This is a genomic window from Actinomadura viridis, from assembly GCF_015751755.1.
GTDB classification, from domain to species: Bacteria; Actinomycetota; Actinomycetes; order Streptosporangiales; family Streptosporangiaceae; genus Spirillospora; species Spirillospora viridis.
In genome coordinates this window covers 7,659,160-7,684,396 of record NZ_JADOUA010000001.1, presented here as the reverse complement: position 1 = coordinate 7,684,396, position 25,237 = coordinate 7,659,160, and the positions used below count along the sequence as shown (strand labels likewise).

Below are 25,237 nucleotides of genomic sequence, written 5' to 3'. Positions count from 1 at the left end.
TTCATGAGGTGAGGTGGAAGGTGTGGGTGCCGCCCTCGACGGCCAGGACGAGTTCGTCGCCGTCGCGCCGCGCGGTGACGGGGACTCCGTCCCTGGTGAGCCGGGGGTGGTCGAGACCGCCGCAGGGCAGCCGGACCTCCGCCTCGGCGGACGGGGGGATCTCCAGGGTCACGCGCAGCCCGCCGTCGTCCGCCCGCCACGCGATCGCGGCGTCGCCCCGGGCGGTGCGCACCCGCGCGCTCGCGTGGGCGAGGCGGCGGGTGAGGCTGGGCCGGACCAGGATCCGCCGCCAGCCGGGAGCCGCCGGGGCCAGCCCGGCGACCTCGTTGTAGAGGAACTTCTCGATCATCGCCAGCAGCTTCATGTTGCGGCTGAACGTGGGGTCGCCGCCCCAGGTCTCCCAGACGGTCGTGGCCCCCCGTTCCACCTGCTCGCCCCAGCTGGGGAAGGTGGTCCGGGTGGCGATCCCGTACATCACCTCGGCCGACCCGCCGGTCAGGACGTTCTGCAGCGCGGCGGTGCCCATCGTCCCGGTGGCGAGGTGGCCGCCGTCCTCCTCGATCCGCCCGGCGAGGCCGGCCAGGGCCCGCTCGCGATGCTCGTCGGGGACGAGGCCGAACCACAGCGGCATGGCGCGGGCGGTCTGCGACCCGGTGGCGTAGCTCGCGGTGGCCTCGTCGAAGAACCGCTCGTTGAAGGCCCGGCGGATGTCCCCGGCCAGCTCCCGGAGGAAGGCCGCGTCCGCGGTCTCGCCGATCACCTCGGCGGCGCCGGCGGTCATCGAGACGACGGCGAAGAACCAGGCGGTGGACGTCAGCTCGACCGGCGTGCGCTTGGGGAAGACGCTGCACGTGCCGTCCGGCTGCGGCTCCATGTGGTCGCCGAGGCCCTCGGAGACGATGAACCCCTCCGAGCGCGACCGCAGGAACTCCACCCCGCGCCGCATGTTCGGATAGTGGCGCCGGAGGATGGCGCGGTCGCCGTAGAAGCGGAAGAGGTTCCAGGCGATGCTCGGGTACGAGGTCATCGCGAAGTCGGGCTGGGCCCCGTACGGCCAGTACATGACGTGCTCGAAGTCGTCGGGGACGTCGTAGCCCTCGGGCGCCTCCATGGCGATCCTGCCGCGCCAGTGGATCGGGCAGATCATCGGGAACCGGCCGTCGGCGAGCTGGGTGTCGGCCAGGTCGTCCAGCCACTTCAGCCAGAACCGGGCCGCGTCGAAGTCGTACAGGTAGTCCTCGACCGCCCACCCCGGGTCGCCGACCCAGCCGACCCGCTCGTAGCGTTCGGCGGCGTCCTGCGGGAAGCCCTGGAAGCTGGTGCGCAGCGTCCACAGCACGTTGCGGTGGATCCGGTCGAGCAGCGGGTCGGAGCAGGTGAACTCGCCGGTGCCCGGCAGGTCGGAGTGGACCACCCGCCCCTCGACGCCGAGCACCGGCACCCGCGGCCCCGGCGTGGTGATCTCGACATAACGGAAGCCGTGCAGGGTGAACCGGGGCTCCCAGACCTCCTCGCCCTGGCCCCTCAGAACGTAGGTGTCGGTCTGGCGGGCCGGGAGCCAGGCGCCCGCGTTGGCGTCGTCGTCCAGCTCGCCGTCCGCGCCGAGTTCGCCGGCGTGCCGCAGCACCACCTCCGAGCCGGCCGGACCGGACACCCTGATCCGGGTCCAGCCGGAGAAGTGCTGGCCGAAGTCGACGATCATGGCGCCGTGCGCACTGGCCAGCGTGCGCACCGGCGCGAGCGTCTCGATGACGCGGACGGGCTGGACGAGCTGGGCCGACAGCTGCGCGGCCGGCGCCTCGGCGACGGTGGCGGGGCCCCAGCCGGTCGCGTCGAAGCCGGGCGAGTCCCAGCCGGGGATCTCCCGCCGGGCGTCGTGGTACTCGCCGTGACCGTAGTCGTTGTAGGCGACCGGGCCGGGCGCCGTCCGCCAGTCCTCGCCGGTGGTCACGACCGACCGCGTGCCGTCGCCTGCCTCGATCTCGATCTGGAGCAGCACGCGGGGCCGGTCGCCGTACGGGGTGCGCGGCAGCGGGCCGGAACCGACGTCGCGCTCCGTGCTGTACCACCCGTGCCCGAGCATCAGGCCCGCGGCGTTCCTACCGGGTCTGAGCAGCCCGGTGACGTCGTGGACCGAGTACAGCACCCGGGGGTTGGGGACGCGGGCGGGCTTGCCGTCGCCGTCGTACAGGTCCGGGTCGTGGTCGTAGGTGGTGTTCGCCGGGTCCAGCACCCGGTCCCCGACGCGCTCGCCGTTCAGCCGCAGCTCGTAGTAGCCGAGCGCGGCCACGTAGGCGCGCGCCCTGCGAACGTCGCCGGGCACCTCGAAGCCCGTGCGCAGCAGGGGCGAGGAGACGTCCGCGTCCCCGGCGATCCACGCGGCCTCCCAGTCCGCCGGGTCGAGCAGGCCCATCTCGAACGTCGCCGCGTCCGCGAACGGGCCCGGCTCCGCGCCCGTGCCCCACAGCCGGACGCTCCACCAGTAGCGCCGTCCTGAGACGAGCGGGCCGCCCTGGTAGGTCACGCCGTTCACGTCGTCGGCCTCGACGCGTCCGGAATTCCACATGTCGCCGACGCCCCGGGCCACCAGGTCCGGGGCGGTCGCCACCAGGACCTGGTATCCGCGCTGGGGCCCGGCGGGTACCCAGCCGAAGGCCGGGGCGGCCACGTCGAGCCCGAGCGGGTCGTCGAGGTGCTCGCAGCGCAGCCGGGTGGCACGCGGGGGCGTCGCCTGGGACGCGTCGCTGGGATGGGGCATCGGCGGGCTCCGATCTGAACGGGATCACGCGCCGAGCCGCGCCTCGATCGCGCGAAAGGCCGGCGCCGAAAAGTTGCACAGATGACCTGGACAGATGACCAGGTTGATCCACCGAGTATCGACACCCAGGTCACCGCCTGTCAACAGGCCGCGTGAAAGGGATCCCGCAACACCGCCGGTACACTTGGTCAAGCGACCTGTTCGCTCGCCGTCCCACCGGCGCGGCGAGCCGAACCCCCAGCACCAGAGGAGCCCGGATGGCCTATCTCCCCGCCGAGGAACGCCGCCGCAGCATCGTCGACGCGGCCGTCGTGGTCATCGCGTCGTACGGGCTGGCGGGCGCCACCACGCGGCGGATCGCCGAGCAGGCCAAGGCCCCTCTGGGCTCCCTGCACTACTGCTTCCGCAACAAGGCCGAGCTGATCGACCTGGTCGCCGAACGGGGCGCGACCATGCTGCGCGAGGCGTTCGGCGGGGTCGACCCCGCCCGCGGCCTGGAGGCCACGATCCGCGACAGCGTCGCCGCCTACTGGCGGTGGGTGCAGGACAATCTGGGTCTCCAGCTGGCACTGCTCGAACTGGGCATGTGGCGGATCCGAAACGCCGCCGGGGGCGAGAGCGTCTACTCGATGTACGACGCGTTCGGCACCGACCTCATCAAGCGCAACCTCGACCTGGCGGTGGCCGCCGGCGGGACCGTCCCCGCGATCACGGTCGAGGAGATCACCCGGTTCATCACGCACCGCTTCGACGGGATGATCCTCGAGTACGCGGCCTCCCGGGACCGGGACGCCTGCCAGCGGCAGGCCGACCTGCTGGCCGACGCTCTGATCCTGCTCGCCCTCCCCGGCGGGCCGGCCTGACCGGCGGCCCCGGCCCTGCCCGGCGGACCGCCGGGCAGGGCGGGGGGCCTCACCCCGTCCGCAGCCCGCCGTTGACGTCGTAGGTCGCCCCCGTCGTGAACGCCGCGTCCGGGGAGGCGAGCAGGCAGACGGCGTGCGCGACCTCCCCGGGCAGGCCGAGGCGGCCGAGCGGCACGGCCGCGGCGAGCCCGTCGCGCGCACCGGGATCGAGCCCTCCGGTCATCGGCGTGCGGATCGGCCCGGGCGCGACCGCGTTGACCCGGATCCCCTCCGCGGCCAGCAGGCGGGCGAAGGACCGGGTCATCGCCAGGACGGCGGCCTTGCTCGCCGCGTAGTGGACGCTGGTCGAGATGCCGCCGACCTGCCCGGCCAGCGACGCCACGTTGACGATCGCCCGGTCGCCCCGGGCCGCGCGGAGCAGCGCGATCGCCTCCTTGGTCAGGAAGAACGCGCCGCGCGCGTTGGTGTCCATCACGGCGTCCCACTCGTCCGGCCCGATGTCCGGCCAGGCGGTGTACGGGCAGGTGCCCGCGTTGTTGACCAGGATGTGCAGCTCGCCCCACTCGGCGCGGACGCGGGCCGCCAGCCGCGCGATGTCCTCGGTCGAGCGCAGATCGAGCCGGGACACCGCCGTCCTCACCCCGTGGGCGGCGCAGCTGGCGGCGGTGCGGCGGGCGCCCTCCTGGTCGCCCGCGTAGGTGATCCAGACGTCCACGCCACGCCGGGCCAGCAGCCGCGCGGTGGCCGCGCCGATACCACCGCTCGCCCCCGTGACCAGGGCCTTCCGCGTGCCGTTCGCCGTGCCGCCGCTCGCCGTGCCGCCGCTCATGGGCGCGCCTTCCGCGCGTAGGCCGGGTTGACGATCGCGGGCACCGGCCTGCCCGCCAGGAAGTCGGCGACCTGCTGGGCGGCGCGCCGCGGCAGTTCCTCCAGTGCGTCCGGCGAGTACCAGGCCGCGTGCGGGGTCAGCAGGACGTTCGGCGCTCCCCGCAGCAGGCAGGCGGCGGGCAGCGGCTCCGTCTCGAACACGTCCAGCGCGGCCCCCGCCAGATGCCCGGACTCCAGGGCCTCGGCGAGGGCGGTCTCGTCGATCAGCCCGCCCCGGCAGGTGTTGACGACCATCGCCCCGGGCCGCATCCGGGCGATGGTCTCGGCGTCCAGCAGGTGCCGGGTCCGCGCGGTCAGCGGCACGTGCAGCGTGAGGATGTCGGCGGCGGCCAGGACGGCGGCCAGGCCGCCGGGTTCGTACCCGGCCGCCCTGATGCCGGCGTTCCCGACGCCGGGGTCGTGCACCACCACCCGGAAGCCCAGCGCGGCGGCGTGCGCGGCCGTCCGGGAACCGATCCGGCCGAAGCCGACGACCCCCACCGTGGCCCGCGACGGCCGCAGCGCGCCGGGGGCGTCGCCGGTCACCGACCACCGTCCGGCGCGCACCGCCCGGTCCAGGACGGGCAGCCGCCGCGCCAGCGCCAGCACCATCGCGATGGTGTGGGCGGCGACCTCCTCCACGCAGTAGTCGGGGGTGTTGGCCACCGCGATCCCGCGCTGTGTCGCGGAGGGAACGTTGATCATGTCATGGCCGATGCCCAGCCTGCTGACGAAGCGCAGCCCCTTCAGCTCGGCCAGCACGGGCGCGGTGACCGGCGCCCACTGCACCACCAGCGCGGTGGCGTACCGGGCCGCCTCGATCACGTCCCCGGCCGAGCGGCAGTCGGCACGGCGCACCCGCAGGCCGGCCCGGCCCAGGAGTTCGGTCATCGCCTCGTCGCCCGGCAGATCGCAGTCGGTGATGACCACCAGCGGAGGCTCAGTCATCGCGGCCACCCCCCTCCGCGGCGCCGGGCCGCCGTCCGGCGGCCCGGTCGATAGGGCCGGCCAGCGCCGTGATCCGGCCGGCCGGGCTCGTGTCGCTCAGAGGATCCACGCTCATCGTTCCTCGCTCGTCTCCATCGTGGTCAGGAACGGTAGAGCATTAGTTGGTCACTTGACCAATTCTCGGCGGTTGCTATAGCGTCCCGCCGCAACGGCCGCCGGGTGACGGCCGTTTCGGGAGGTGGGAGATGCGTGTCGCGCAGGACCGCAAGGCGCTGGTGACCGGCGGCGCCTCCGGCTTCGGACGGCGGATCGCCCGGCGCCTGTACGAGGCGGGGGCCGCGGTGGCCGTGCTGGACGTCGACGCCGAGCGGGTCGGGGAGACGGTGACCGGGCTCGGCGACCGCGCGCTCGGCGTCACCGCCGACGTCCGCTCACCGGCGGAGACGCACGCGGCCGTGACCCTGGCCGCCGGCGCCTTCGGCGGGCTGGACACCCTGGTCGTCTCGGCCGGGGTCTTCCACGTCGGCACGCTGGAGGAGACCGGCGAGGACGACTGGGACCGCACCCTGGACGTCAACCTCAAGGGCGCCTTCGTGACCGTGCGGGCCGCCGCCCCGGCGCTCCGCGAGTCCGGCCGGGGCCGCATCGTGACCATCGGGTCCGACTGCGGCCGGCGCGGCTTCCCCGGCCAGGCCCCCTACGTGGCGTCCAAGTTCGGCCTGGTCGGCCTCACCGAGGCGGTCGCGGCCGAGCTGGCGCCCGCGGGGGTCACCGCCAACTGCGTCTGCCCGGTCGGCTGCCCCACCACCGGCATGGGCCGCGAGGTCCTGGACTGGAAGACAGCCCGCACCGGCATGCCCGCGGAACGGGTCCTGGAGGCCGCCGCCGCCACCAACCCGCTCGGCCGCAACGCCACCGAGGACGACGTCGCCGACGCGGTCCTGTTCCTGCTGTCCGAGCACGCCGGCTTCCTCACCGGGCTCACGCTCGACGTGGACGGCGGGGCCCGCCTCGGCGCGATCCCGGGGACCCGGTGACATGGCCGGCCTGCCGTTCGTCGACACCCACGTCCATTTCCACGACCTCGGCCACCCCCGGCTGCGCTACGCGTGGCTGGAGCCGGACGCGCCACCCGACCCCGTCACCGGCCCCGACGGAGCGATCCGGGCACGGCGCTACTGGGCGGACGACTTCGTCGCCGAGACCCGGTTCCACGACGTCACCAAGGTCGTCCACGTCCAGGCGGCCCTCGGGACGGCCGACCCCGTGGAGGAGACCCGCTGGCTGCAGGCGTTCGCCGACCGGCTCGGCGTTCCGCACGGGATCGTCGCGTACGCCGACCTCACCCGTCCCGACACGGCCCGGACGCTGGCCCGGCACGCCGCGTTCGCGAACCTGCGGGGGATCCGTGACCTGCGCTACGACGACTACCTGACCGACGAGGCATGGCTGCGCGGCTACGCCCTGCTGGAACGTCACGGGCTGGTGTGCTGCGACGATCCGGCGCTGGAACGGTTCCCCCAGGCGCGGCGGCTGGCCGAACGGGTCCCCGGCGTCACCCTGTGCATCGACCACGCGGGCTATCCGCGGCACCGCGACGCCGCCTACTTCAGGCGGTGGCGGGCGGCCATGCGCGACATCGCCGGGGCCCGCAACGTCGTGGTGAAGATCTCCGGTCTCGGCCAGGCCGACCATCGCTGGACGGTGGAGAGCCTGCGCCCCTGGGTACTGGAGTGCGTCGAGGCGTTCGGGACCGACCGGGCGTTCTTCGGCACCAACTGGCCGGTCGACCGGCTCTACAGCTCCTACGGCGACGTCGTCGGCGCCTACGCCGAGATCATCGCCGACTTCACCGAGGCCGAGCGGCGGGCGCTGTTCGCCGGCAACGCCGAACGGATCTTCCGGCTCGGCGGCCGGGAGGAGGGGACGGCATGACCAGGGTCAGGGTCGCGGTGATCGGCTGTGGCTGGTGGACCACGTTCGCCCACCTCCCCGCGATCGCCGGGCATCCCGAGGCGGAGGTCGCCGCGCTGGCCGATCCCGACCGGGACAGGCTGGCGGCGGCGGCCCGGGCATCCGGGGTGGACGCGGTGTTCGCCGATACCGCGGACCTGCTGGACGCGGTGGACGTGGACGCGGCCGTCATCGCCGTGCCGCACGCCCTGCACCATCAGGTCGCCCGGCTCACCCTCGACCGGGGCCTGCCCACGCTGCTGGAGAAGCCCATGGTCATCGAGCCGGCGCACGGCCGCGAGCTGGTCGCCCTGGCCGAGGAGCGCGGAGCCGAACTGCTCATCGACTACCCCTGGCACTACAACCGGCACGCGCTCACCCTCCGCCGGGAGATCGCCGCCGGACGGATCGGCCCCATCGAACACGTGTCCTGCCTGTACGCCTCGACCGTCCGCGAGCTGTACCGCGGCGACCCCGAGCCCTACCGCGACCTGTGGGGGTACCCGGTGAACGCGCCCGGCGCGGGCACCTACAGCGACCCGGCCCTGTCGGGAGGCGGGCAGGGCCAGACGCAGATCACCCATGCCGCCGCCCTGATGCTCTGGCTCACCGGCCTGCGCCCGAACGGCGTCGCCGCGTTCACCTCGAACTTCGAGCTCCCGGTCGACCTCGCCGACGGCGTCGCGATCCGGTTCGAGGGCGGCGCGGGCGGCGTGCTCGGCTCGACCGGCGGCGTGCTCCCCGGCCACGACGAGATCGCCCGGCTGGAGATCTTCGGCCGGGACGGCCACGTCCTGTTCGACGTCAACGGGGGCACCGCGTCGATCCACCTGGCGGGCATGACCACGAAACTGCTGGACCTGCCCGCCGAACAGCGCAACCCCGAGCACGCGCCCGCCCGCAACCTCATCGACATCGTGCTCGGGCGCGCGGTCAACGGGTCGCCCGCGCGGATCGGGCTCGCCGCGGTCGAGTTCGTCGCCGCCGTGTACCGCTCGGCGCGCGAGGGGCGGGTCGTCGACCCGTCGGAGATCTAGGAGGTCCCATGCTCACCGGTGTCTCTCACATCGGTTTCACCGTGGCCGACGTGAACGCGGCGGCGGCCTTCTACGAACGGCTCTTCGGCCGTCCCCCCGAGGTCAGGCGGATCTACGACGCTCCCTACACCTCCGACCAGGTCGGCTACGCGGACGCGCGGCTGGACATCGCCGTCTTCCGCGTTCCCGGCGGCGACGTCCGGCTGGAGCTGATCCAGTACCTCCACCCCCTCGGCGTCCCGGTGGACATCGAGACCAACAACCCCGGCACCGCCCACCTGTGCCTGGTCAGCGACGACCTGCCCGCCGAGTTCGCCCGGATGAGGGCGCTGGGCGCCCGTCCCCGCAGCGCCGGCCCGGTACTGATCACCTCCGGCCCCAACAGGGGCCGCCGCGTCGCCTATTTCCGCGATCCGCAGGGCCTGACCATCGAGATCGTCGAAGCGCTCCGGGAGGAGGCTCCGTGCGCGTAGCCAACCTGGACGGCCGGCTGGTCCTGCTGTCGGGCACCGGCGCCGTCGACGTCGAGCGGGCGAGCGCCGGACGCTTCGGCCCCGATCCGCGCACCGCCTACGACCGCTGGGACGCGTTCGCCGCCTGGGCCGGCGGCGTCTCCGGACCCGCCGAACCCTACGATCCCGCCGATCTGCGCGCCCCCGTACCGGCGCCGCGGCAGGTGTTCGGGATCGGGCTGAACTACCACGCGCACGCCGCCGAGTCCGGCCTGGAGGTCCCCGAGCGGCCGGTCGTCTTCACCAAGTTCCCCAGTTGCGTCACCGGCCCGTACGGCGACATCGTCCTGCCCGAGGGCGGCAGCACCGACTGGGAGGCCGAGCTCGTCGCCGTGATCGGCAGGACCGCCCGCCGGGTCGCCGAGAAGGACGCCTGGAGCCACGTCGCCGGGCTGACGGCCGGCCAGGACCTGTCCGAGCGCGGGACGCAACTCGCGGGGCCCGCGCCGCAGTTCAGCCTGGGCAAGTCGCTGCCCGGCTTCGGGCCGACCGGGCCGTGCGTGGTCACCGTCGACGAGTTCGACGATCCCGACGATCTGGCCCTCGGCTGCTCGGTCGGCGGGGAGGAGATGCAGCGCGGCCGGACCGGCGACATGATCTTCTCCGTGCCCCGGCTGGTCGCCGCGCTGTCGGCGGTGCTCCCGCTGCTGCCCGGCGATCTCCTCTTCACCGGAACGCCCGCCGGCGTGGGCATGGGACGCAGCCCGCGGCGGTGGCTGGCTCCAGGAGACGAACTGGTCACCCGCGTCGAGACCATCGGCGAGATGCGGCACCGCCTCGTCGCCGGGTGACACCGCCGGCGTCCGGGCAAGAACGGGTCCGCCTTTTCCTGAGCGAAAAGGCGGACCCGGCTTTTTCACGGCGTGAGGACGAGTTTCTGGGTGTAGGCACCGGTCGAGGTCTGGCCGAAGACATCGAATCCGGCACTGTAGGTGGCCGAACCGGGGCAGAGGATATTACTGCCCGCGTCGACCTTGGTCATGCTGGCGCCACTGGCCGTCGCCCGGACCTGGGTGGTCCCGGTGGAATTGACGACCGAGAAGGTGACGCTGTTGCTGGGCCCGGACCCCCGGTAGTTGCACACGATGGGGCCGAGGAACGTGCTGCTGCTGGAGGTGACCTGCACGTTGTTGATGCGCAGCGTGCCGCTTCCGGAGGCGTAGGAGAGGTCGCCGCCGTTCCAGGGCAGGCCGACCGGGGTGGTGGTGGACGTCCCGCCGGCGCTGTTCGTGCAGGCCGGGCCGGGGGAGTTGTAGAAGTTGTAGACCGAGACGTTCAGGTTCGACCCGTTGGAGGCGACGCCGGCGTCGATGTTGCCCCGGTTGCAACTGGCGGTGCCGAGCGAGGTGGTGACCGAGACCGGGGAGGTCAGCACCATCCGGATGTTGCCGCTGTAGGGCGAGCCGTTGGCGAGGATGACGGTCGGCGGGGCCGCGTGGGCGGGGGGCGCGGCGAGCGCGGTTCCGGCCGCGGCGGCGGCCGCGGTGAGGGCGAGTTTGCGGACGTGTTTCATCGGCTGCTCCCTAGAAATCCGCCGGGGCCGTCAGAGTAAAAAGCACGACAAGGGCGGTCAATAGCCACGTCGTCGCGAATTCACTCGAACACGAAGCGCTTCCCTTTTCACTCGGGAACGACTATTGCGATAAGCGCTTGGTGGGCGATTCCCCGGCCGCGAATTCGGCCCACCGGCAGGCGCACCACCGGCTCGGCCCGGCCTGGCAGGTCAGCGCCCGCATCGCCTGGTAGACGCAGAGCAGCGCCCAGATCTCCTGGACGACCATGTCCGGATTCCGCGAACGCAGCACCGTCCCGCGCCCATGCCACCCGGGCCTCATCCAGGTCAGGGCGTCATCGAAGGTCCAGCGCCCGGCGTACCGGGCCGCGAGCTCGGCCGCCGGCGCCCGTACGGGATCGGTGAGCGTCGTCGCCAGCGCCCCGCGCGCGAGGGTGGGAACGACCCGGAACGGAACGCCCGCGATCTCGCACAGGCGCGTACCGTCGGCGAGCACGTCCCCGGCGGACGACCCGGGCGGCCCGGGGAGCTCCAGGAGCAGGTCGGTGCCGGTGCGGGCCGCCCTCCGCACCAGGTCCGGGGACCACGCCCCGGCCGGGGCGGCCAGCAGCGTGCCGGGCCGCAGGCACCGCAGCAGGCGTCCGGCGAGGACCCGTTCGGCGACCGCCGAGCTGCCGAAGGTGGCGTCGACCAGGGCGTGGCTGCCTTCCTCGGCCACCGCGAAGACCCGCACCTGGGGGAACCGCGCCGCGTCCCCGGGGTAGCCGAACGCGGAGTTCTCCTCGCTCTCCGGGACGTCCAGCGCCGTACCGTCCAGCGAGAGCAGCCGGAGCCCCCGGTACCGCGCCACCGGGGCGCCCGGCTCGGCGAGCGGGCCGGCCATCCGCTCGAACAGCACCCGGAGCGGATCGGAGCCCACCCGCGCCCGCGCCCGGCTGATCGCCGACGCGCTCGGCGCGCGCTCCCACGCCCTGCTTCCCCGCGACCTCCATGACAGCCCGTCCAGCAGGATCCGCATGACCTGGTCGTAGTTGTGGTCGGCGAGCAGGCACAGCGCGAGGACGTAGTAGATGACCAGCCGTGCCGGCAGCGCCCGCCGCCTGCGGTCGGCGCACCCGCTGACCCGGATCACCTCGTCCAGCAGGGACACCGGGACCAGCGACACCAGCACCCCGATGGACACCCGGTCGGTCAGGCGCTCGGCCGGGACCGCCATCATCCGCCCGGTGCCGGCCACCTGACCAGGCTAACGCCGCACAAGCAAGCGCTTGAGTAAATAGCCGCTTCCGGCCGTCCGGCCCCGGCCGTCCGATCCCGGCCGCGCGGGCGGGTGCCGGCGCCCGGCCTCAGCCTGCCGCCGAACGCTGGTGCTGCTCCGGCAGCCGGCTCTCGGGATGGACCCACGGCACGACGTTGTCCAGGCGCCCGGCCCCCGCCCTCTCGCGCTCCCGCCGGAAGAACGCCAGGACCTCCCGGTCGGAGTGGCGCAGGCTGAAGTGGGTCAGCACGAACAGCGTCCCCGGGTGTGCCTCGACCACCGGCCTGAGCCGGCTCCAGACCGTGTGGCCGACCCGTTCGGCGCGTTCCATCTCGGCGTCGTCGAGGAACGTGCACTCGGTGATGACGACCGGGTAGTCGAAGAGCCACGGGTTCCGCTCGAACACGCTCACATGCGTGTCCCCGAGGAAGGCGAACAGCGGGCGCCGCACCTCCCGTTCGACCTCGGCGCCCTCCTGGCGCTTCCGCGCCATGATCCGTCCGAACTCCCCGCCCCGGCCCTCCTCCAGCAGGGCCCGGCGCAGTTCCGCGTACTCGGGCCGCAGTTCCTTGCTCGACTCGGAGAAGGCATAACCCACGCAAGGCACCTTGTGCTCGCACCCGACCACCCGTACGTGGTGCCCCCGGCGCCCGAAGGTGAACTCGTCGTCCTGCCCTACGCCGTGCAGCCGAGCCCCCTCGGCAAGGGCCGGATCGTAGCCCGCCCCATGGTTCAGCTCGGCCGACGCACGCAGGTAGGACTTCACGTACGGCACCGCCTCCGCGGGCAGGTAGATGTCCGTACCGGCCTTGGCCGCGAGAAAGTCCAGGTCCTTGGAGTGGTCGTGGTGCGTGTGCGTAAGGAAGACCGCGTCCACCTGCCGCCCCTCGCACAGCCCCGCGTCAAGGGAGCACCGGAGCTGGGGGACGTGGAAGAAGGTCTTGTCGTTCGCACGCGAATACCCGGTGAGCGTGAGGCTCGTCCCCGGGATGGTCCACGTCTTCCACTGCCGGAACGGATGCCCCCGTTCCAGCCGTTCAGGGTGCTCGGCCAACGTCATCAGGCGAACCCCCATTCTCGAAGACGCCCGACACTAGCGAAGAGACCGGCCGATCACCTCCTGGTTTTCTCCCGCCCCGCGGCCATCCCCGCATCGCTCATCGATCTCGGCATGTCGCCGCTGGTTGTGGGGAGATGCCTGGAATGAAACTCGGCCGATTCACCTCATCGGAAGGCCGCGCGGCCTTCGATGCCGCCTACGATGCGGGACTGCGGACGCTCCCGGAGCCGGCCGAGAGCACCGACGTGCCGACCGCGTTCGGCCGGGTGCGCGCGTACCGTTTCGGTGACGCCCCCGGCCCTCCCCTCGTCCTCCTGCACGGCAGGGGCGCGACCGCCGTCTCCTGGGAGCCGAACATCGCTCCCCTGGCCGAACACCTCCGGGTGTACGCGATCGACCTGCTCGGCGAACCCGGCCGAAGCGTCCAGACCGCGCCCATCCACGACGCGGACGACCAGGCCGCCTGGCTCGCCGAGACCCTCGACGGCCTCGGCATCGAGGCCGCCCACCTCGCCGGCACGTCGATCGGCGGCTGGCTGGCCTGCAACCTGGCGGTCCACAGGCCCGAGAAGGTCGCGTCCCTGGCCCTGCTCGACCCGGCCGCCACCTTCGCGCGCTTCCCGATGGGCATGCTGCTCCGCACGATCCCCGTCCTCGTGCCGTTCACCGCGAACTGGGCCACGCCCCGCTTCATGCGCTGGATCGACGGGCAGGGGCACCTTCCCGGCGACGACCCCCTGGGACTGATCATCAGCACGGCCCTGCGGCACTACCGCCCCGCTCTGCCGCCCCCTCGCCTGTTCACGGACGACCAGCTGCGTTCCCTCATCGTGCCGACCCTCGTCCTCATCGCCGGCCGGAGCGTCGTCCACGACCCGCGCCGTGCCGTACAGCGCGCCGAGGCCCTCGTCCCGAACGTCCAGGCGGAGCTGTGGCCGGACGCGACCCACACCATCGCCTCCCAGTGCGCCGACGAGGTCAACGCCCGGATCCTCCGCTTCACCTCCAGACCATGACCGAACGCGTACTGGGCGTGGACGCCTGCGCCGCCGGGTGGGTCGGCATGGCCCTGGACGAGGCGGTCACCCCGTACTTCGCCCCTCGCATCCACGAACTCGTGGACGCCGCCGCCCCCGTCACCGTCGTCGCCATCGACATCCCGATCGGCCTCGCCGACAACGGCCTCCGCCAGGCCGACCTACTCGCCCGCCAGGAACTCGGCCGTCGCCGCTCGACCTTGTTCATGACCCCCGTCCGCCGGGCCCTGGAAGCCGGCACCCACGCCCAGGCGACCGAGATCAACCGCCGCCTCACCGGCAAGGGCGTCTCCATCCAGGCGTTCGCCCTCAAGCCCAAGATCCTGGAAGTCGACCGCTGGGTCCGCCGGAACCCCCCGTACCGCGTCGTCGAGGTCCACCCCGAACTCTCCTTCGCCCGCATGTCCGGCGCCCCCGTCCCCCCGAAGACCACCTGGGCCGGCGCCGAGACCAGACGCCGCCTCCTGGCGGGCGAGGGCATCCACCTCACCGGCGACCTGGGCCCCGCCGGCGCCAACGCCCGCGTCGACGACGTCCTCGACGCCGCGGCCGCGGCCTGGACCGCCCGCCGCGTAGCCCGAGACCAGGCCAGATGCCTCCCCGCCCCACCCGAGACCTTCACCGACCGGCACCCCTGCGCCATCTGGACCTGACCTCGACTTGACATGGTGGACTACATCCCTTTTCACGATCAGTGAAGTATGGGAGACAAGAACCATGGTTCTCTCGGAAGACGCGTGGAAGCATCTCGTCTCGCTCGGCGGCATGCGGCGTCACGAGGCGGGGACCACCCTGCTCTTGCAGGGGGACCCACCGGCCTTCGTGCTGGCGTTGGTGTCCGGACGGGTCAAAGTCGTACAGGCATCGGCCGACGGCGACTCGCTCGTCCTCGCCGTCCGGGGCCCCGGAGAGATCCTGGGTGACTACTCGGTACTCGGAGACACTCCTCGTTCGGCCACCGTGATCGCAGTCGACCGATGCGAAACACGGTCCGTGCCGGCCGACCGGTTCCTGGCGTTCGTACGGGCCCACGGGCTGGAAGCCCAGCTGTTCCGGCATGCGATCGGCCGCATCCTGGAGGGCGAGACATGGCGTGCGGAGATGGCCACGCTACCCGCGGGCCCCCGCCTGGCGAGCACCCTCATCCGTTTCTCGACACCCGGTCATGCCGTACGAGCCGATGTGGAGCTGGATCAGACCGAACTCGGCCGGGCCACGGGACTGGCACGCAGCACGGTCGCCGCCGAGCTCTCACGCCTCCGCGACCTCGGCCTCATCACCACGGGCCGACGCCGGGTCACCATCACCGACCCCGCGGGCCTGAGGACCTTGGCCGGATCGGGCCGCCGCTACGTCTGATTTCAGACAGTCTCCCCGCCCGCCATCACCGATCGTGGTGACTTGGTCACATATTCGGGTATGAGGGGAGATCGACCGTGCCATCGATGCAGAGCCTGCTCGTCGTCGACACCAAGGGGTTCAGCGGCCATCCGGATGCCGTTCTGCCCATACTCCACACCGAGATGCGGGACGCCCTCTCCCAAGCCTGCGAGCACAGCGGTCTGGGGGAGGCATGGAAGGCGGCCCGCTTCCAGCAGAGCACGGGGGACGGCGTCCTCGCCCTGCTCCCGCTCGACGCGATGGAACAGCTGATCCACCCGTTCCCCATCCGTCTCCAGGAGGCCCTGGCAACGGCCGCGCGACGACTGCGCGCCGACGGAGCGCGGCTCCGGTTGCGGGTGGCGCTGCACGTCGGGCGGGTCGATGACGAGCACCCGGTGACGGCGGGCATCTCCACGTCCACCGTCGACGTCAACCGGCTGCTGGACTGCAAGCCGTTGCGGGCCGCGCTGGACGAGAGCCATCCGGACGTGACGTTCACCGCCGTCATCGTCTCCTCGGAAGCCTTCAAGATGTTCGTTGAGGGCGGCCACACCGGACTCCACCCCAGTCAGCTGAGGCCGGTGAGGGCGGAGGTGAAGCAGTTCGACCAGCCGGCCTATCTGTACGTTCCGACTCCCTCATGGCGAGAACACCCGCCCACCTCCGAGCCGACCACGCTCCCCGCTCCCTCCCCCGCACCGCCTTCGGGCGGGGGCATCTCGATGGGGAACGTAGAGATTCCGGGTCAAAGAAGTCAGAACAGTTTCGGTAACCAGGTCGGCGGCGACTACCGCCAGGAGCGCTCGTGAGAGCCCCGGGCCCCTCCTTCGGCGACGTCCATATCGCCGGGGACGAGTCGATGAACGCCTTCGGCAACACGGTGGACGGCGACCTCGTCCAGATCCAGAACCGCTTCGTGCGCGGGCGTCCAGCAATGTATCTGGGCCCGACCGAGATCAGAGAGCGCATCGCCTGCTACGTCCCGCCCCGCAACCATGAGCAGGCGTTGAAGACCCTGTTCACCGACCACGCCGTCCTGCTCTGCGGACCGTCCGGGTGCGGTCGGGAGACGACCGCGATCGCCGCCCTCAACCAACTCCATCACGGGACCACCATCCGCCGCTTCTCCACGGACGAGGAGGAGAGCGAGGAGATCACCGCCGGGGGCCCTCGTGGCTACATCATCCGTGACGCAGACGCCTCTCCTTCCCAGCTGCTGCACTGCGTCGACAACGCGCGCGAGGCAGGCGCCTACCTGGCGATCATCGCCGACACGGCCGACCACCTCCACCTGGACCTCCGACCGATCGAGATCGAGCCCCCGAACGCCCTGGACGTCTACCACCGACGGCTCGCCCACCGCAGGCTCGGTCCGCACTGGTCCCATTGGGACGACGCCCGCGACCTGCTCAACGGCGCGCTGCCCAAAGACGCGAGACGGCTAGCGGAGATCGCCGAGAAGATCGAGCAGCGCGGTGGCACCCCAGAGGCCATGAGGGCGGAAGCCCTCCAGGCATACCGCGGGTGGAACGACGAGCTCTCAAGCTGGTTCAAGAAGAACAAGCAACCGCACGATCAGGCCCTGCTGGTGGCAGCGGCGACCCTCGCACCCGCCCCTGAGAACAACGTCTACCACGCCGCCCAAACCCTGGCGCAACAACTCGACATCACCGTGAACGGCGCCGGCCTGGCCTGGGTCCCTTTGGCAGGTGTGCGCACGTTCCTGAAGGCCGACCCCGGCAAGGACAGCATCGCGTTCAGCCGACACGGCTACGCCGACTCGGTGTTGCAGCATGTCTGGGCCGACTATCCACTGAGCCGCCCGGCCCTCCTCACCTGGTTGGCCGACCTGCCCACTGATCCGGACGTACCCGAGCCCCTGGCGAAGACGATCGCTGCAAGGTTCGCCGATCTGGCCGCCGAACACGGAGACGCCAAGCAGATCACTAGAACGGCCCTGCGTTGGGCTGAGGCCGATAAGTCCGGTCTGGCCTACATCGCTCTGGCTCGCACCTGCCTCCACCCGGTGGTCGGAGGCCGCATCCGAACGCAGCTGTACGAGTGGTCTCGTACTGCGCGAGCACATCAGAGCCTGAAGCTGACGATCGCCCGAGTCTGCCAAACGCTCGGCGACGTCCATCCGTCCATCGCGCTGACGAGGCTCAAGCACCTCATCACGTACGGCAACGTCCAGATCCTCAACGAGGTGGCCACTGTCATACTGGCCCTGGCAGAAGAGCACCGCCGCGAGGTCCTCAAGGCCATCCTCACTTGGTGTTCCGATAGTCCGGAGAGACTCTCGCCCACCGCTTCGCAGCGCCGGAAGCGGGCAGGAGCAGTCATCTTCCTCCGACTGGCGCAACCGCCTCGGCCCAGCCTGTTCAACGGCTCGCACGCCCTATCTCCGCGCAACTGCCTACCGGCATGGCAGGCGGCATTCCGCCATACCCCAGAGACAACCTTTCAGAGCGTCCTCCACCACTGGCTGGACACGGCCCTGCTCAATCCCCAACTCCGAGATCAGCTCGTGGAGACCCTTCGAGACGCGGCGCGACCCTGGGTGGAAGCACCGCAACCACTCACCCACCACCCGATCGTCGCCCCCGACACCGCCCGCATTCTGATCGACAACGTCCGCAGGTGGGCCGCACTCCACCCCTCAGACCGAAACCGCCGCGCCATCAGGGACGACATCGTCATCCCCCTGCTCCGCCCATGGCTGCTCCGCATCGTCTTCGTGCTCTGGGTATGGCTGCGCACCACAGCGGAGACCATCCGCTCCGGATAACAGGTTCCCAGCCCGACCGGATGGGTGAACCAGCCCGTGGACAGCCGGTCTTGATCCCTTAGGCCAAACAGTGCACTGAGGTCTCCAAGAGATCGCCAGACGTCATCGAGCGAGCCAAGTCCAACCATGTACGCAGGTCACGCCTGTTCGTAAGGCGGAGGTTTCAACTCCCGCAGGGGGAAGCCCACTGCTAGGGAAGGTTGTCGAAGCGCCCCTGTTTGATCGCCGCGGTCAGCCCTCTCCAAGCTCCCGGAGAGAACACCACCTGGGTTCCCTCCGGGAGCTTGGAGTCCCGGACGGCGATGCCTCTCCCCAGGTCAGCCACTTCGACACAGGCCCCTTGCTGCTGGCTACGGCTGCTCTTCCGCCAGGCAATGCAGGTTGCAGTCTCGCTAGGGCCAGCGGGGGAATGGGCCACGTCAGTACTCCTCGATCACCTCGGCGATCAACGCCAGGGAGTCCTCTCGGCTGAGAGCGCTCGCACATAGACGTTCAAACGCGATCGTACATACCTCAATCTCCGATTCCCTCTCCAAGTAGAGATCGCCGGCAAGGGTCTCCATATAGACCACTGGCCGGTCCGTCTGATCGGGGAAGGTCATGATGATGAACGAGCCAGTCGTACCAGGATGAGCGCCCGCGCTGAACGGTACGACCTGGATGGTGAGCCGCGACCGTACCGACGCCTGGATCAGGTGACGGAGTTGGCGTTGCATCACGTCCACCCCACCGATGGGCCGCCGCAGCGCTGCCTCGTCCATGACGAGCCATAGACGAGGAGGATCCTCGTGATCGAGTACCCCCTGACGTTTCAGTCGGACCTCGACACGTCGTTCGATCTCTTGCTCGCCGATCTCATACGGACCACCGCGCATCAGCGCTCGTGCGTACTCGGGTGTCTGGAGGAGGCCAGGTATCACCAGGGGCTCGAAGTTGTGAATGGCCGCGGCCTCGCACTCGAACCCGATGTAGTGCGCATACTCCTCGGAGAGGACGTCGCGATAACTGTGCCACCACCCCTTCTCCCGCGCTGCACGAGCCAGTTTGATCAGGGACTCCCGCTCCTCGCCCGCAACCTCGTACAGGTGCAGAAGTGCACGGACATCACTCGGCTGAGCGCTGCGCCTTGCTGTCTCGATCCGGCTGAGCTTGGTCGGATGCCAGTCCATCTCACCGGCGACCTGATCGATCGTCAGTGACCGTTCCTCGCGCAGCCGTCGCAGGTCCGCGGCCAGTCTGCGACCACGAACAGTGGGATTCGGACCAAGAACCATAAGTCACCTCATCTGCCCATCAGTACACAGCCTTGTTGGCCGCAGGCGGCCAACAAGGCTTGGCAACTGCCAGAAGGCAGTTGCCATCACCCATCCTTCACGCCATCCTTGACTACACATTGTCATCTCTTGATCACGCAGGAGTGGCAAACCAGGAAGAGGGCGCTCAGCTCACGCGTATCGCCCTCACCACATGCTCGAGGTGGGTGACATGCACGTCCAACGCATACAGCCAAGTCCAGAAGTAAGCGGACACCCCGCGGAGATCCCCATCGGTGGCGCGTGTGCTCGGCTGCTACCGCCCGATGCCCGAAGCGCCAACACCGCCCGATCTTTCGTGCAGGCGGTCATGCACCGACTAGGTATGGCGCGCGAGCTGATCGAGAACGGAACGCTCGCAGTGAGCGAGCTAGCCACCAACGCCTATCGGCTAGCAGAAGGGCTCGATCCGTGTACTCGTACCGTCAGCCCCGAGCTCTGGATATGGGCGCGCTCCTATCCACACCAAGCGTTGGTCGTCACCGTCTTCGATGGCTACCAGACCCCACCGCCACAGGAAACCGGCTCCGCCCTCTGGGCCGAGCACGGAAGAGGGCTCAACATCGTGGCGGCCGTCTCGTCCTCCTGGGGAAGCCATCCCTCCCGTGCCCGATTCACCAGCCCGCCGGTGATTGGAAAGGCGGTGTGGTTCACTCTGCCGCTACCGCCCACTTGGCGACACCGCACGCGCATAGCTGATCCCCGACGTACCGCAGTTCAACTACACGCACTGCTGGCCGCCCGGGGCATCGGTGGCATCATCCGGAAGGACGCACGAGCCGTCTCTCTGGTCTCCGTGCCCTGTGGCCTCAACATCCGCGTCCAGCCAACAACCTTCACGTTGAACGACACCAACGGCGTTACCATCCGCCGTCCGCTGGTCGACCTCCACGACCTTGCCGAGCTGGTCGTCCAACGCACCGAGGAAATCACCCCGTAGATATAGAAGCCTGACGCCGACTGCCTGTATCAAGGTCAAGCTCCAGGGGGCTGATCACATGATCGTTCTACCTCAGTAGCAGCCGTCGCGCTACCCCGGACGACTCAACCGCGACACCTCTGTCGAGGACCACGCGCTTGGTCAGGATGGAGGCCGTCACCATGTCGTGGTGATCAGCAGCTTGGCCAGGTCGAGCAGGACGCGCGGATCATATTGACGCGTGGTGGTTGGTTACCACTGAGCACTGTAAGCAGGCACACCGCGTTTGCCGGGGTGACCCTCCTAGGGGTCAGCGGACGTTTCTGGGGCGGAATTGGATGCTGATCCTCGGGCCCAGGGCTCGGGTGCTCTTGGGGACGGCGTGTTCCCAGGTGCGCTGGCAGGAGCCGCCCATCACGATGAGGTCGCCGTGGCCGAGGTCGTGCTTGATCGTCGGGCCGCCGCCGCGGGGGCGGAGGAGGAGGGCTCGGGGGTCGCCGACCGAGATGATGGCGACCATGGTGTCCTCCGTACGGCCGCGGCCGATGGTGTCGCCGTGCCAGGCCACGCTGTCGCGGCCGTCGCGGTAGAGGCAGAGGCCGGCGGTACGGAAGGGCTCGCCCAGCTCTGCCTGGTAGTGGGTGTTGAGGGCGGCCTTCGCCTCGTCCAGGACGGGGTCGGGCAGCGGGTCGTCCTCGTCGTAGAAGGCCAGAAGGCGGGGGACGTCGACGACGCGGTCGTACATGTGGCGGCGTTCGGCTCTCCAGGGGACGGTCTCGGCCAGCCGCTCGAAGAGGGCGTCGGCGCCGGCGATCCAGCTCGGGCGCACGTCGATCCAGGCGCCGTGGGCGAGCCGGGTGCGCCGGACGGAGGAACCGAGCTCGCGTGGGCCCGTCTCGTCCCAGCAGTCCAGCAGCGACCCTTGGAAGGGACCGGTCATGCCTCCAGGGTACCCGTGGGGTCAAACATATGTTCGATCATGTCGGCGTGGAGTTCGGAACGGACGAGTTCGAGGAGGCGGCCCATCCAGTTGCGGCCCTTCTCCCCGTGCGCGGCCCAGTAGTCGGAGCCTCCGCCGTAGTGGAGCGGGGCATCGCGGGTGGCCAGGAGGACTTCGGCCAGTTCGGGGTGGGTGCGGAACTTGGTGCGCAGGAGCCTGGCCATCACGGCGGCGCGGGCGTCCGGCCAGCCGGGGACGCGCGGGGCGTCGCGGGCCAGGCGTCCGGCGTCGAACGGGCGCTCGGCCCGGCGGACGCGGTCACGGATCTCGGGATTAATGGTCGAGAGGGCCCAGTACGCGTGGTGGACGGTCGGGTAGGTGACCGAGGCGATGGTGATCGGGGCCGGGTACTCGTTCTGGAGGACGTGGGGGCCGGGGGTCTCGGGCCAGCCGTTCGGGTAGTGGCGTTCGGGGATGTGAAGCGCGCCGGCCGGGGCGGTGTCCGGGTCGTCGGCGGGGCGCCGGGGGACGTAGGCCTCCTGGGCGCGGGCCCGGTCGGCGAAGTAGGCGAGGGCGTGCTCTCGGGTCCGTTCGGTGGCGGCGGGGACGGTACCGCTGGATCTGTAGGTGATGAGGGGTTCGCCGATGTCGGTGCAGAGGGCCACGAGGGGGCCGTCCTTGCTGTCCATGTCACCGAGGGCGTAGGTACGGAGGTGTTCGGGGATGTCCAGATAGGCGGCGCGGAGGGCGCGGCGGTCGGCCTCGGCGCGGGTCTCCAGGTAGTGGTCGAGCGCCAGGCGGCAGCGGGCGGTGGAGTCCGGGCGGCCGTTGAGCCGGTCGATCTCGTCGGCGACCTCGCCGAGCAGCGTCTCGGGGGTGAACGCGGTGCGGGGTTCGTCGAAGCGCCAGCTCGCCAGGTGGTGGGCCGAGGCGCGGGCGCCCGGTTCGAGGGTGGTGGCGATCCAGCCTGATTCGAGCTTGGCTCGGAGGCCGTCCAGGTCGACCCATTCCCAGCACCAGAGGGCACCGTCGGCGAAAATCAGCAGATCGGTCAGGTGGTAACCCAGGTTTTGGATGAATATGGGCCGCCAGGTGCCCTCGATCCGCTCCCCGTCGACGATTCGGTACGTCCGTTTTCCCCTCACGCGGGAACACTAGTACTCGGCGAGGGCCCGTTCGATGATCCGCGGGGTGTGCTCGGGCGCCGCCGCCTCGGTGACCAGGGTGTTGAAGATGTGCCAGTGGTGCTCGATCTCGCCGGGCCTGGCCGGGTAGACGCCCTCGCCGTCGCGTTCGAGGTAGACCAGGTCGGGCAGGGTCTGCTGCGGGAAGCGGACGAGGGTGAGCGGGCCGCCGGCCGCGACCCGGCCGCCGATGTTGAACGGGGCGATCTGGACGGTCACGTTCGGCCGCCAGGAGATCTCCCTGAGGTGCTCCAGCTGGCCGCGCATCGTCACGGCGTCGCCGACCGGCCGCCAGAGCGCCGCCTCGTCGAGGACGACCCACAGGTTGACCGGGCGCGGGCGGCGGCGCAGGATGCGGCGGCGCCTGGCCAGCAGCTCGACGCGCCGGTCGGGTGCCTGCTCGCCGATGACCTCGCGCGCGTACGCGTCGGTGCGCAGCAGCTCGGGGACGTAGCGGTCACCGAAGCAGCGGACGAGGCGGGCGGCCTGCTCGGCGCTCAGGTAGCGGCGCATCCACGGCGGGACGACGTCGCGGTGCCCGTACCACCAGGGGCGGGCGTTGGCCTGGTCGGTGAGGGTGAGCAGGGTCGAGCGTTCGGCCTCGTCGCGGATCCCGTAGGCGCTGAGCAGCTCGGCGACGTCGGCGTGCCGCAGCCCGGTACGGCCCCGTTCGATCCGGGAGATCTTGGAACGGGACGCGCGGATCGTCCTGCCGGCCTCCGCGCGGGACATTCCCGTGGCCTCGCGCAGATCGCGGAGGCGCTGGCCCAGGAGCATCCTCGGGACCAGCGGGTCCCCGCGCACGAGCGGCGGGTTGCTGCCGGCGGACTCGCTTCTGACAGTCGCTGCGGAGGCCAAGGGGGCTCCTCACGGAAGACTGCATCTTGCACGACCATTTTCACTATAGCTCTGCAATTGCAGATGGCTGTGCACATGCTCGCACTCACCGTGAGCATACTTCGGGGGGACCGCGATAACCTGGAGTTTGTTACGGTTTGCGCGCGACCGCACACATAGAGGGGCTTTCTTTGGCCGTATGCGCGATCTCCGGACGCCACCGTTCGAGCGGGACGATCCCCGGCTCGACCGGTTCCAGACCCTCGAAGTAACCGGAGACGAACTCGGGGGAACGCAGGCGATAGGGGACGGCGCCGGTGTCGTCGTAGCCGCTCTGCGCCTTGTTGAACGCCGGGTCGTCGCCGGTGCAGTCGTAGAGCGTGAAGTAGCTGCCCGAGGGCAGTTCGGCGATCAGCCGGCGGACGATCGAACGCGCCTCCGCGTCGTCGACGATGTGCCCCATCACGCCCATCAGCATGAGGGCGACGGGGCGGGTGAGGTCGAGGGAGGGCCGGACCCGTTCGATGACCTCCTCGGGCCGGTGCAGGTCGGCGTCGATGTAGGTGGTGGTCCCTTCGGGCGTGCTGGTCAGCAGGGCGCGGGCGTGGGCCAGGACGAGGGGGTCGTTGTCCACGTACACGATCCGGGCGTCGGGGGCGACCCGCTGCGCCACCTCGTGGGTGTTGTCGACGGTGGGCAGGCCGGTGCCGATGTCGAGGAACTGCCGTACGCCCGCCTCGCCGGCCAGGAAGCGGATCGCGCGGGCGAGGAAGTAGCGGCTGGAGCGGGCCAGTTCCACGATCTCGGGGAACACCGCGACGTACTGGTCGCCGGCCACGCGGTCGACCTCGTAGTTGTCGACGCCACCGAGCCAGTAGTTCCAGATACGGGCCGAATGCGGCACCGAGGTATTGATCTTGGAGGCGGGATCCTGGACGGGGCCGGGAGTGGTGTCCTGCACGTCCGACTTCTCCTTTCGGCGTCGCATCGGCTGACCTGCCCAACGTAGATGCATCACTGCCCGGATCGCCGAGATTCTCAGATGTGGACCTCCCCAAGCCCCTTCCCGCGAGGACCATAAGCCCCGATATCCACTGATCCACGCCAAAGACGCCACGCCACTCCCCCCTCGCGCATCCGCCACTGGAATCAATTCCCGCATTTTCGCTCTCGGTAGGGCATGGGGCGCCGGCAGGCGGGCCGCCGCCCTCGCGGCCGGCGGGCTCGGCGCGGACCGCCGGTTCGTCGATGCCCCCGGGGCGGCGCGCGGCACCTGCCCGGCCAGGACCGACGGCTCGCACTGTCTTGACAAATATTATTGTCGGTACCATGCTGAACATGTGGTCGACCTGGCCGTGGTCGCGAAGCCCGGCCCACGACCGGGCCCGCCGGAGCACCGAACGAGCGGACGAGCCGGCGTCGCCGACCCGCCCGCGTGCCTGAGAGACCAAAGGAGACATGAGGATGAGAAAGATCGTGAGCGGCCTCTTCATCTCGCTCGACGGCGTGGTGGAGGCCCCCGACCAGTGGCACTTCCCGTACTTCGACGAGGAGATGGGCGAGGTCGTCCAGGGCTTGATGGACGGCAGCGACGCGATGCTCCTGGGCCGCCGGACGTACGAGGAGTTCGCGTCGTTCTGGCCCACCTCGACCGACGAAGGCGCGGAGCACATGAACGGCACCCCGAAGTACGTGGTGTCCAACACCCTCACCTCGGCCGAGTGGCAGAACACGACGCTCATCAGCGGGGACGTCAACAAGGAGCTGGCCCGGCTCAAGGAGCAGCCGGGCGGGAACCTCGGCGTCACCGGCAGCGGGACGCTCGTCCGCTCGCTGCTGCGCGACGGGCTCCTCGACGAGCTGCACCTGCTGATGCACCCGATCGCGGTCGGCACCGGCAAGCGGCTCTTCGACGACGGCCCGCAGGTGCCGCTGCGCCTGACCGGCTCGAAGACCTTCGGCTCCGGCGTCCTGCACCTGACGTACGTGCGCGCGGATTCCTGAGCGAGGGAAGGGACACGTGGCGCGGCCGGTCAGCGGCCGGTCAGAAGCTCGAAGCACCCCTGA

25 protein-coding genes are annotated in these 25,237 nt (G+C 70.6%); 13 read left to right on the top strand and 12 right to left on the bottom strand.

Translation table 11 applies throughout. The features are described from left to right. Nucleotide 1 precedes the first annotated feature (1 nt). A complete protein-coding gene (locus IW256_RS34930; protein ID WP_197014999.1) occupies nt 2-2,758 on the bottom strand; it encodes a family 78 glycoside hydrolase catalytic domain in 2,757 nt (918 codons plus the stop codon). A gap of 257 nt (nt 2,759-3,015) precedes the next feature. On the opposite strand from IW256_RS34930, the gene IW256_RS34925 reads away from it, so the two are divergent. After that, the gene (locus IW256_RS34925) at nt 3,016-3,621 is read left to right on the top strand and encodes a TetR/AcrR family transcriptional regulator (RefSeq protein WP_197014998.1); all 606 of its coding nucleotides are present in this window, start codon (nt 3,016-3,018) and stop codon (nt 3,619-3,621) included. Between the two features lie 49 nt (nt 3,622-3,670). On the opposite strand, the gene IW256_RS34920 is transcribed toward IW256_RS34925, so the two are convergent. Together IW256_RS34920 and IW256_RS34915 are read right to left on the bottom strand one after the other, a co-directional pair. Beyond that, nucleotides 3,671-4,450 (bottom strand): SDR family NAD(P)-dependent oxidoreductase, encoded by a 780-nt coding sequence (locus IW256_RS34920; RefSeq protein WP_197014997.1) that lies wholly within the window; start codon nt 4,448-4,450, stop codon nt 3,671-3,673. After that, nucleotides 4,447-5,436, bottom strand: a complete 990-nt coding sequence (locus IW256_RS34915) for a C-terminal binding protein (RefSeq protein WP_197014996.1) — start codon at nt 5,434-5,436, stop codon at nt 4,447-4,449. Before IW256_RS34915 ends, IW256_RS34920 begins: the two co-directional genes overlap by 4 nt. A 245-nt stretch (nt 5,437-5,681) precedes the next feature. On the opposite strand from IW256_RS34915, the gene IW256_RS34910 reads away from it, so the two are divergent. Genes IW256_RS34910 through IW256_RS34890 form a run of 5 tightly spaced genes read left to right on the top strand, consistent with a single transcriptional unit; the run spans nt 5,682 to nt 9,729 of the window. Then, nucleotides 5,682-6,473, top strand: coding sequence for an SDR family NAD(P)-dependent oxidoreductase (locus tag IW256_RS34910; RefSeq protein WP_197014995.1), 792 nt, complete (start codon nt 5,682-5,684; stop codon nt 6,471-6,473). Between the two features lies 1 nt (nt 6,474). After that, a complete protein-coding gene (locus tag IW256_RS34905; protein ID WP_197014994.1) occupies nt 6,475-7,371 on the top strand; it encodes an amidohydrolase family protein in 897 nt (298 codons plus the stop codon). Then, the gene (locus IW256_RS34900) at nt 7,368-8,426 is read left to right on the top strand and encodes a Gfo/Idh/MocA family protein (RefSeq protein ID WP_197014993.1); all 1,059 of its coding nucleotides are present in this window, start codon (nt 7,368-7,370) and stop codon (nt 8,424-8,426) included. The genes IW256_RS34905 and IW256_RS34900 overlap by 4 nt, the downstream gene beginning before the upstream one ends. An 8-nt stretch (nt 8,427-8,434) precedes the next feature. After that, complete coding sequence (locus tag IW256_RS34895; RefSeq protein WP_197014992.1) at nt 8,435-8,899, top strand: VOC family protein; 465 nt, start codon at nt 8,435-8,437, stop codon at nt 8,897-8,899. Then, nucleotides 8,890-9,729: a fumarylacetoacetate hydrolase family protein gene (locus tag IW256_RS34890; RefSeq protein WP_197014991.1), complete on the top strand. Its 840-nt coding sequence runs from the start codon at nt 8,890-8,892 to the stop codon at nt 9,727-9,729. The genes IW256_RS34895 and IW256_RS34890 overlap by 10 nt, the downstream gene beginning before the upstream one ends. Nucleotides 9,730-9,794: 65 nt before the next feature. Here IW256_RS34890 and IW256_RS34885 read toward each other — a convergent pair whose 3' ends face one another. From IW256_RS34885 to IW256_RS34875, 3 genes are all read right to left on the bottom strand, one after another. Beyond that, on the bottom strand, nt 9,795-10,451 hold the full coding sequence (locus IW256_RS34885) for a hypothetical protein (protein WP_197014990.1): 657 nt from the start codon (nt 10,449-10,451) through the stop codon (nt 9,795-9,797). A gap of 121 nt (nt 10,452-10,572) precedes the next feature. Beyond that, nucleotides 10,573-11,688 (bottom strand): transposase domain-containing protein, encoded by a 1,116-nt coding sequence (locus IW256_RS34880; RefSeq protein ID WP_197014989.1) that lies wholly within the window; start codon nt 11,686-11,688, stop codon nt 10,573-10,575. A 109-nt stretch (nt 11,689-11,797) separates the two neighbouring features. After that, on the bottom strand, nt 11,798-12,769 hold the full coding sequence (locus IW256_RS34875) for an MBL fold metallo-hydrolase (RefSeq protein WP_197014988.1): 972 nt from the start codon (nt 12,767-12,769) through the stop codon (nt 11,798-11,800). A 143-nt stretch (nt 12,770-12,912) separates the two neighbouring features. Here IW256_RS34875 and IW256_RS34870 point away from each other — a divergent pair, with 143 nt between their 5' ends. The 5 genes from IW256_RS34870 to IW256_RS34850 all read left to right on the top strand — a co-directional run bounded on the left by IW256_RS34870 (nt 12,913) and on the right by IW256_RS34850 (nt 17,977). Next, complete coding sequence (locus IW256_RS34870) at nt 12,913-13,785, top strand: alpha/beta fold hydrolase (RefSeq protein WP_197014987.1); 873 nt, start codon at nt 12,913-12,915, stop codon at nt 13,783-13,785. After that, on the top strand, nt 13,782-14,459 hold the full coding sequence (locus IW256_RS34865; RefSeq protein WP_197014986.1) for a DUF429 domain-containing protein: 678 nt from the start codon (nt 13,782-13,784) through the stop codon (nt 14,457-14,459). Before IW256_RS34870 ends, IW256_RS34865 begins: the two co-directional genes overlap by 4 nt. A gap of 7 nt (nt 14,460-14,466) precedes the next feature. After that, nucleotides 14,467-15,165 carry a Crp/Fnr family transcriptional regulator gene (locus IW256_RS34860; RefSeq protein WP_231404053.1) on the top strand — a complete coding sequence of 233 codons (699 nt, stop codon included), beginning with the start codon at nt 14,467-14,469 and terminating at the stop codon, nt 15,163-15,165. A 77-nt stretch (nt 15,166-15,242) separates the two neighbouring features. Next, entirely contained in the window at nt 15,243-15,998 is a 756-nt protein-coding gene (locus tag IW256_RS34855) for a hypothetical protein (protein WP_197014985.1), read from the top strand. A 50-nt stretch (nt 15,999-16,048) separates the two neighbouring features. Continuing rightward, the gene (locus IW256_RS34850) at nt 16,049-17,977 is read left to right on the top strand and encodes a hypothetical protein (protein WP_197014984.1); all 1,929 of its coding nucleotides are present in this window, start codon (nt 16,049-16,051) and stop codon (nt 17,975-17,977) included. 190 nt (nt 17,978-18,167) lie between these two features. Here IW256_RS34850 and IW256_RS41770 read toward each other — a convergent pair whose 3' ends face one another. Then, the gene (locus IW256_RS41770) at nt 18,168-18,395 is read right to left on the bottom strand and encodes a DUF397 domain-containing protein (protein WP_197014983.1); all 228 of its coding nucleotides are present in this window, start codon (nt 18,393-18,395) and stop codon (nt 18,168-18,170) included. 1 nt (nt 18,396) lies between these two features. Further along, entirely contained in the window at nt 18,397-19,251 is an 855-nt protein-coding gene (locus tag IW256_RS34840; RefSeq protein ID WP_197014982.1) for a helix-turn-helix domain-containing protein, read from the bottom strand. Between the two features lie 193 nt (nt 19,252-19,444). Between IW256_RS34840 and IW256_RS34835 the strand changes: the two genes are divergently transcribed. Continuing rightward, entirely contained in the window at nt 19,445-20,230 is a 786-nt protein-coding gene (locus IW256_RS34835) for an ATP-binding protein (protein ID WP_307829291.1), read from the top strand. 289 nt (nt 20,231-20,519) lie between these two features. Here the strand turns inward: IW256_RS34835 and IW256_RS34830 are convergent, their stop codons facing one another. The 4 genes from IW256_RS34830 to IW256_RS34815 all read right to left on the bottom strand — a co-directional run bounded on the left by IW256_RS34830 (nt 20,520) and on the right by IW256_RS34815 (nt 24,131). After that, on the bottom strand, nt 20,520-21,149 hold the full coding sequence (locus IW256_RS34830; RefSeq protein WP_197014980.1) for an alpha-ketoglutarate-dependent dioxygenase AlkB: 630 nt from the start codon (nt 21,147-21,149) through the stop codon (nt 20,520-20,522). Continuing rightward, nucleotides 21,146-22,294, bottom strand: coding sequence for an NADAR family protein (locus tag IW256_RS42945; protein WP_197014979.1), 1,149 nt, complete (start codon nt 22,292-22,294; stop codon nt 21,146-21,148). The genes IW256_RS34830 and IW256_RS42945 overlap by 4 nt, the downstream gene beginning before the upstream one ends. Before the next feature lie 9 nt (nt 22,295-22,303). Further along, nucleotides 22,304-23,191, bottom strand: a complete 888-nt coding sequence (locus IW256_RS34820; RefSeq protein ID WP_197014978.1) for a helix-turn-helix domain-containing protein — start codon at nt 23,189-23,191, stop codon at nt 22,304-22,306. Between the two features lie 130 nt (nt 23,192-23,321). Further along, nucleotides 23,322-24,131, bottom strand: a complete 810-nt coding sequence (locus IW256_RS34815; protein WP_307829290.1) for an SAM-dependent methyltransferase — start codon at nt 24,129-24,131, stop codon at nt 23,322-23,324. Between the two features lie 503 nt (nt 24,132-24,634). Here IW256_RS34815 and IW256_RS34810 point away from each other — a divergent pair. Next, complete coding sequence (locus tag IW256_RS34810) at nt 24,635-25,174, top strand: dihydrofolate reductase family protein (protein WP_197014976.1); 540 nt, start codon at nt 24,635-24,637, stop codon at nt 25,172-25,174. Nucleotides 25,175-25,237: the final 63 nt, after the last annotated feature.

Coding starts and splice junctions, on each gene's coding strand:
- IW256_RS34930 (WP_197014999.1), bottom strand. CDS start 2,758: ATGCCCCATCCCAGCGACGCGTCCCAGGCGACGCCCCCGCGTGCCACC.
- IW256_RS34925 (WP_197014998.1), top strand. CDS start 3,016: ATGGCCTATCTCCCCGCCGAGGAACGCCGCCGCAGCATCGTCGACGCG.
- IW256_RS34920 (WP_197014997.1), bottom strand. CDS start 4,450: ATGAGCGGCGGCACGGCGAGCGGCGGCACGGCGAACGGCACGCGGAAG.
- IW256_RS34915 (WP_197014996.1), bottom strand. CDS start 5,436: ATGACTGAGCCTCCGCTGGTGGTCATCACCGACTGCGATCTGCCGGGC.
- IW256_RS34910 (WP_197014995.1), top strand. CDS start 5,682: ATGCGTGTCGCGCAGGACCGCAAGGCGCTGGTGACCGGCGGCGCCTCC.
- IW256_RS34905 (WP_197014994.1), top strand. CDS start 6,475: ATGGCCGGCCTGCCGTTCGTCGACACCCACGTCCATTTCCACGACCTC.
- IW256_RS34900 (WP_197014993.1), top strand. CDS start 7,368: ATGACCAGGGTCAGGGTCGCGGTGATCGGCTGTGGCTGGTGGACCACG.
- IW256_RS34895 (WP_197014992.1), top strand. CDS start 8,435: ATGCTCACCGGTGTCTCTCACATCGGTTTCACCGTGGCCGACGTGAAC.
- IW256_RS34885 (WP_197014990.1), bottom strand. CDS start 10,451: ATGAAACACGTCCGCAAACTCGCCCTCACCGCGGCCGCCGCCGCGGCC.
- IW256_RS34875 (WP_197014988.1), bottom strand. CDS start 12,769: ATGACGTTGGCCGAGCACCCTGAACGGCTGGAACGGGGGCATCCGTTC.
- IW256_RS34870 (WP_197014987.1), top strand. CDS start 12,913: ATGAAACTCGGCCGATTCACCTCATCGGAAGGCCGCGCGGCCTTCGAT.
- IW256_RS34865 (WP_197014986.1), top strand. CDS start 13,782: ATGACCGAACGCGTACTGGGCGTGGACGCCTGCGCCGCCGGGTGGGTC.
- IW256_RS34850 (WP_197014984.1), top strand. CDS start 16,049: ATGAACGCCTTCGGCAACACGGTGGACGGCGACCTCGTCCAGATCCAG.
- IW256_RS34840 (WP_197014982.1), bottom strand. CDS start 19,251: ATGGTTCTTGGTCCGAATCCCACTGTTCGTGGTCGCAGACTGGCCGCG.
- IW256_RS34835 (WP_307829291.1), top strand. CDS start 19,445: ATGCTCGAGGTGGGTGACATGCACGTCCAACGCATACAGCCAAGTCCA.
- IW256_RS34830 (WP_197014980.1), bottom strand. CDS start 21,149: ATGACCGGTCCCTTCCAAGGGTCGCTGCTGGACTGCTGGGACGAGACG.
- IW256_RS34810 (WP_197014976.1), top strand. CDS start 24,635: ATGAGAAAGATCGTGAGCGGCCTCTTCATCTCGCTCGACGGCGTGGTG.